The 5,300-nt window shown below is 68.5% G+C and carries 6 protein-coding genes and 1 pseudogene; 2 read left to right on the top strand and 5 right to left on the bottom strand.

What is annotated here, in order from left to right:
- Window positions 1-1,368 precede the first annotated feature (1,368 nt).
- Window positions 1,369-1,899: a DUF4158 domain-containing protein gene (locus AB0H52_RS31340; RefSeq protein WP_357951883.1), complete on the bottom strand. Its 531-nt coding sequence runs from the start codon at window positions 1,897-1,899 to the stop codon at window positions 1,369-1,371.
- Window positions 1,900-2,028: 129 nt separating this feature from the next.
- Here AB0H52_RS31340 and AB0H52_RS31335 point away from each other — a divergent pair, with 129 nt between their 5' ends.
- Window positions 2,029-2,379 carry a hypothetical protein gene (locus tag AB0H52_RS31335; RefSeq protein WP_151493030.1) on the top strand — a complete coding sequence of 117 codons (351 nt, stop codon included), beginning with the start codon at window positions 2,029-2,031 and terminating at the stop codon, window positions 2,377-2,379.
- Window positions 2,380-2,632: 253 nt separating this feature from the next.
- Here AB0H52_RS31335 and AB0H52_RS31330 read toward each other — a convergent pair whose 3' ends face one another.
- The 4 genes from AB0H52_RS31330 to AB0H52_RS31315 all read right to left on the bottom strand — a co-directional run bounded on the left by AB0H52_RS31330 (window position 2,633) and on the right by AB0H52_RS31315 (window position 4,787).
- Window positions 2,633-3,217, bottom strand: coding sequence for a type II toxin-antitoxin system Phd/YefM family antitoxin (locus AB0H52_RS31330; protein ID WP_225854841.1), 585 nt, complete (start codon window positions 3,215-3,217; stop codon window positions 2,633-2,635).
- A 97-nt stretch (window positions 3,218-3,314) separates the two neighbouring features.
- Entirely contained in the window at window positions 3,315-3,524 is a 210-nt protein-coding gene (locus AB0H52_RS31325) for a hypothetical protein (RefSeq protein WP_151493028.1), read from the bottom strand.
- A complete protein-coding gene (locus tag AB0H52_RS31320; protein ID WP_151493027.1) occupies window positions 3,521-4,489 on the bottom strand; it encodes a hypothetical protein in 969 nt (322 codons plus the stop codon). Before AB0H52_RS31320 ends, AB0H52_RS31325 begins: the two co-directional genes overlap by 4 nt.
- A gap of 148 nt (window positions 4,490-4,637) precedes the next feature.
- Entirely contained in the window at window positions 4,638-4,787 is a 150-nt protein-coding gene (locus AB0H52_RS31315) for a hypothetical protein (protein ID WP_192580507.1), read from the bottom strand.
- A gap of 16 nt (window positions 4,788-4,803) precedes the next feature.
- Here AB0H52_RS31315 and AB0H52_RS31310 point away from each other — a divergent pair.
- Window positions 4,804-5,300 (top strand): annotated as a pseudogene (locus AB0H52_RS31310) (Tn3 family transposase); the annotation flags it as partial.

Genomic DNA, 5,300 nt, shown 5'->3' with positions numbered 1-5,300 from the left:
GGAATCCAAAAAGCACGTGTTTGATCTAATCGAAAAATATTACAAAGACGCCATTAAAAATTGGAACAATTATGCGCTAGCTCGTAGGCAGAGAACCGCTGCGATAGCCTCGGCGGCGAGGGCCGCTCAAAGGCCGGTCCTCGACAGTGAAGTCGAGGACCTCCGAATGTTGGCCGAAGTAATCCGTAACCCCGTCCCGGGAAGATCCGTCTACAGCGAAATGATGGCAAGAGGCGTTTCTCGAAAACATTTCAATAATATCTACCATTGGGTGCTGGGAGGGCGTCCGGACATAATCGCTGCCCTCGACCAGCGCGATCGAGAGGATATTAAAGGGTGGACCGATTCCCTCTCCGGCGGCAGCAAGCGGCAAGCCCGGACGGAGGATGATGGTGCGAGCGTCGGACCGTCTGTTGCTGCTCCAGCGTCGCGTTCGGACAGGCCTCAGCGGATACTCCCTCCTCCACGGAAAGCGGCATCTGCATCAGCCGGCACTCCATCATCTTCATCCACACGCTTGCCATCTTCTATTCGCCGCCAACAACAGACGGAACCTTCCCTTGCTAGCCATTCCTCGCACCGCTCTCTCGCCTCCACGCCTTCCGCGGCCACACCCGCCGAAATCTCGGCCTGGGCTTTACACATCTATGACTTTGTGAATTACCATTCACGCACCGGCGGCAGCATTTCGGAATGGCTTAGAAGTGGTGGCGTGCCTGGAATAAGCCAAAACACGAATATCCCTGAAGCCGCGAACGAATTCAGGGAAGTCTGTTGGGGTCTGAAATATGAAGGGGTTCTGGCGAACCTTGGCGACTATGCTCGGCTAGTCGACGAGTTAAAGCAAAATGGAGAAATCGGGCGTCCTGGGCGGCCGGCGGTGGCGTCGACGCCCGAGACTTCGGCGCATTACGCGCACTCCTATGCTGGGCTGCCTTCTGGAACCCGCCCTACGGCGCCGCCTTCCGCCGAGCAAGCAACTGCTCCTTATGGCAGGAGTACCGCCGCCGCCCTCATATCGAGAAATCCAGTTCCACCTACTTCTACCTTCGCGGCTTTCACCCCATCGGGCACGGCAGCGTCCTTCTCGCATGCGGCTCCCACTCCGGGGGTTCAAAAGCCCCGTTGAAACCTTGGTCGCTCCGGCCAAGCGCGCAGCGTCGATGACTGCGGGGCCCCGGAGTCATCGACCCGTCGTGGAATACCCCGCGCCGGTCCCGTCCCCGCTCTGGGGGCGGGACCGGCGCGTCTCAGGTCGCCTCGGCCCGGCAGGCTCGGAACCGGTGGTGCCTCGCTCGTAGTCGATGCGTTGGTCGAGGTCGAGCTGGAAGGTGCCGTGCAGGGCCACGTTGGACCAGAACAGCGGGGTCAGGCCGCGCAGATCGTGTGACGAGCTACCGTGTCCTCGCAGAGCCGGGCGTCGGCGAGTCGATTCGCAGTGCCGATGATCCGGTCCATCCGGCCCGGCGGCTCCAGCTTCTCCGCCCGACACCGGGCCAGCACCGCCTCGCGCTGCCGATCCTCGTTCAACTCGCTGGGGCAGAACTGCTCAGCCAGCCACGCGATCATCTTGTCCTCGTCACCGCGGGCGAACACCCGGAACCCGAACGCCTCACGGATCTGCGTACGGAACCGCTCCGCACTACGGCCGGTCACCTCGAACCGCGCCTGCTGACCCGCCGCGAGTCCGAGCTGCCGGGCGAGATAGTCCACCGCCGCCGTCGGGACCTCACCGACGTGCCGCGGGAACCGCCCCTCGATCTCGAAGAACTTCACCATCACCGCGCAGCTCAACCGCGGCACATCATGCTTGCCCACCAACAGCTCTTGATCGGCATCGACCAGCGTCCACGACGCGATCAGGTCATCCAGTTCCCACTCCCGGCGCACAAACAACACCCTGGCAGACGACGATCACCGGATGGCAGCGACCCGGGACCGTCGTCGATACCCTGAACGCCGACCCCAACACCCGGCGGACACGAAGGACGGACCATGCGCAGGTGGGTACGGTACGACGCTCCGATCATGGTCTGCGTCGAGATCGACGACGACACCGAACACACCGAGATCAACAAGGTCGTCCTCTGCATCGACCCCGACGACGTCCAACTCGCCCGCGACCACAGAGGGCAGTTCCTCGTCTACGACGAACGCATGGAGCCCGTACACGGCGACACCGACCCCGCCACCAACCACGCGATCCACGTCGCCGAGGACCGCGCCGGCTGGCCCGACGCCGACAGCCTCGACTGGGAAGAAGGCCCCGACCCGCTGCGCTTCCCCGACCTCTACAGCCGCGTCGAGCCCGAGAACGACCGGGACGAAGACGACGACCTCGAACCGCTCGACCTCCACGAGCGCGACGCCGTCCACTGACACCACCGCGATCAGTAGCGACCGGGCCCCGCCAGCACGAAATGCTGCGCGGGGCCGAACCGTCTGTAGCGCCCTCAACCAAGATCAAATAATTGGCGGGCTGGGACAGCTACCCAAGCGCGGGGCCGAGTAGCGGGTCGGCCCCCGGATGCTGTCCAGGCGAGGGGGTCGGCTCGCGCCGCCGATCTGGCGGTCACCGCGTGCGTCCAGGCCAGGGCCTGCGACGCCACGGAACCCGCCCTTCGACGGGCTGCTAGAACGGCGGTTCGGCGGCCACCTCGACGGCGGCCGGCGCGGCCAGGCGCAGCAGCGCCTCGCCCATGCTGGGGCCGATGCCGACCGCGACGGTGCGCTCGTCGTGGTCGAGCGCCGTGGCCAGGTAGCACTGCTCCTCGGGCTCCTCGACGACGTCGCCGTCATGTCCCATCCGGCCGGGGTTGCCCTCGTCGAATTGCAGCACGATGCGGCGCCCGGCCTGCAGCAGCGCCTCGGCAGCGATCCGGGCGGCCGGCGCGGGCCGGTCGACAAGCACGGTGGCATCGAGCACCGCGGCGATCGGCCGGCGGTGCCGGGTGATCACCTGAGCGCGGGCGTGGCTCTCGCGGACCACCTGGCCGAGCTTGTTGCGGGCCTCCGACAGCGACCACACCGGCAGGGCGGCCACCGGCTCGGCGACCTCGGACAGCGGCACCAGGGCGGCCCACTCGTAGCCGTCGCGGGTGATCAGGGTGATCGTGCCGGCCTCGGCCGCCGCCACCAGTTCGGTCCAGCGCTGGGTACGCGCCTCTTCGACGGGGACGGGCGGGCCGAGCCGGTCGACCAGGTCGACAAAGACCATCGGAACATCGAAATCCATAGGCAATGCATAAGGTGCCTTGCAAGATTTTCGCTAGGCACCTTATGCATTTTTGGTGCGTGAGTGACGGCGGGTCTGGTCAAGCCCCGCGTGCGGCTTCGCGGCGCAGCAGCGCCTCGACCTGCTCGGTGGAGAGTCCGTCGACCAGGTCGCCGCCCGGGATGTCCACCGTCCAGCGCAACGGCCGGCGGGTGTCGACGTCGACGCGGACCTGTCGGCCGTCTGGCATCTGGTAGATCAGCCATCCGGACACATCGCGGTCGAGCAGCATGTCGTCGGTGGCGCTCACTGCTTGCCACCGGTGCGGTCGCTGCGGGCCTGGTCGAGTTGGGTCTGCAGGTGCTCGGCGCGGGCCTCGGCGGTCTGGGCGCGGTCGGTGGCGGCCGCCGCGGCGCCCTCGTGTCGGATGGCGTCGGCGCGGGCCTCCTGCGCGGCCTGTTCGGCGGCGCGGCGCTCGGTGTGCAGTTGCTCGACCTGGCGGCGAACCTCGGCGAGGGTGGCCCGTTCGGCGCGCAGCTCGGCGTCGAGGTCACGGCGGGCGCTCTCGGCGCCGGCCGCGTCGGCGCGGGCGGCGTCGCGTTCGACGGCGACCGCCGCGGCGGTCGCATCGGCGCGCTCGGCGCGACCCTCGGCGGTCTCGGCGCGGTGGGTGACGGTGGCCAGCTCGCCGCGCAGGTGCTCGCCGGCGGCGCGGGCGTCGGTCAGGTCGCCGCGCATGGTGTCGATCTCGGCGCTCAGGCGCGTGACGTCAGCGCGGGCGGCGTCGCGTTCGACGGTGACCGCCGCGGCGGTTGACTCGGCGCGCTCGGCGCGGGTGGTCTCGGACCGCAGGGTCTTCTCGGTGGCGCGCAGTTCGCCGGCGAGGGTCTTGTTCTCGGCGCGGGCGTCGCGCAACTGCACGCGCAGTTCCTCGTGGCGTTCCTCCAGGGCGCGGCGGCGCTCGGTCTCCCGGGCGGCGGTCGTCGCGCGGGCCTCGGCCTCGGCCTCGGCGCGGCCCTGGGCCTGGCGGGCGTCGGCGACGTCGCGGGCGGCGCGGGCGACCGCGTCGGCGGCGTCGCGCTCGGCGGCCTGGGCGCGGGCGACAGCGGCGTGGCGCTCGGTGTGGGCCTGGGCGCGCTCACGCTCGGCGGTGTGGGCGGCGTTGAGCGCCTGGTCCCGCTCGGCCTCGGCGGCCTGGGCGCGCTGCACGGCGGCCGTCATCGCGGTCTCGGCCTCCGCGATGCGAGCCAGGGCGCCGGCCTCGACGTCGCGCACCGCCGGCAGGACCGGCTCCAGCTGGCCCCGCGCTTGGGTAGCTGTCCCAGCCCGCCAAATATCTGATCTTGGTTGAGGTGCTACAGACGGTTCGGCCCCGCGCAGCATTTCGTGCTGGCGGGGCCGGTCGCTACTGATCGCGGTGGTGTCAGTGGACGGCGCCGCGCTCGGGGAGGTCGAGCGGTTCGAGGTCGTCGTCTTCGTCCCGGTCGTCCTCGGGCGCTGCGGGGCTGTAGAGGTCGGGAAAGCGCAGCGGGTCGGGGCCTTCTTCCCGGACGATCAACTGCGACCTGATCACCCGCGAATACGACCAAATGATCAAGTACGCGCGGGCCTTGCAGCTCGGCACCGCCGAGGCCGAGCAGATCCTGCGTCGGTTCAACACCCGCGGCCCCAAGCACCCCACCCTCGCCGCGATCGAAGAACTCGGCCGCGCGGTCCGTACGGCGTTCATCGCCGACTACCTCGCCGACTCGGGCCTGCGCCGGGAGATCCACGAAGGGCTCCAGGTCGTCGAGCAGTGGAACTCCGCGAACGTGGCCATCCACTACGGCCGCGAGGCCGAACTGCCCGGCGTCGACCGCGAGGCTCAGGAGATCTCCATGCTCGCCCTGCACCTGCTGTAATCGGCGCTGGTGCTGGTCAACACCAGAATGGTCGACCGGGTCCTGGCCGAGCCCGAGTGGGCGGCCCGGCTCACCGAACATGATCTGCGTGGTCTCACTCCGCTGTTCTGGTCCAACGTGGCCCTGCACGGCACCTTCCAACTCGACCTCGACCAACGCATCGACTACGAGCGCGGCACCATCGG

It is taken from the genome of Micromonospora sp. NPDC050695 (assembly GCF_040654415.1).
GTDB lineage: Bacteria > Actinomycetota > Actinomycetes > Mycobacteriales > Micromonosporaceae > Micromonospora.
This window is presented reverse-complemented; position numbering and strand designations above follow the sequence as displayed.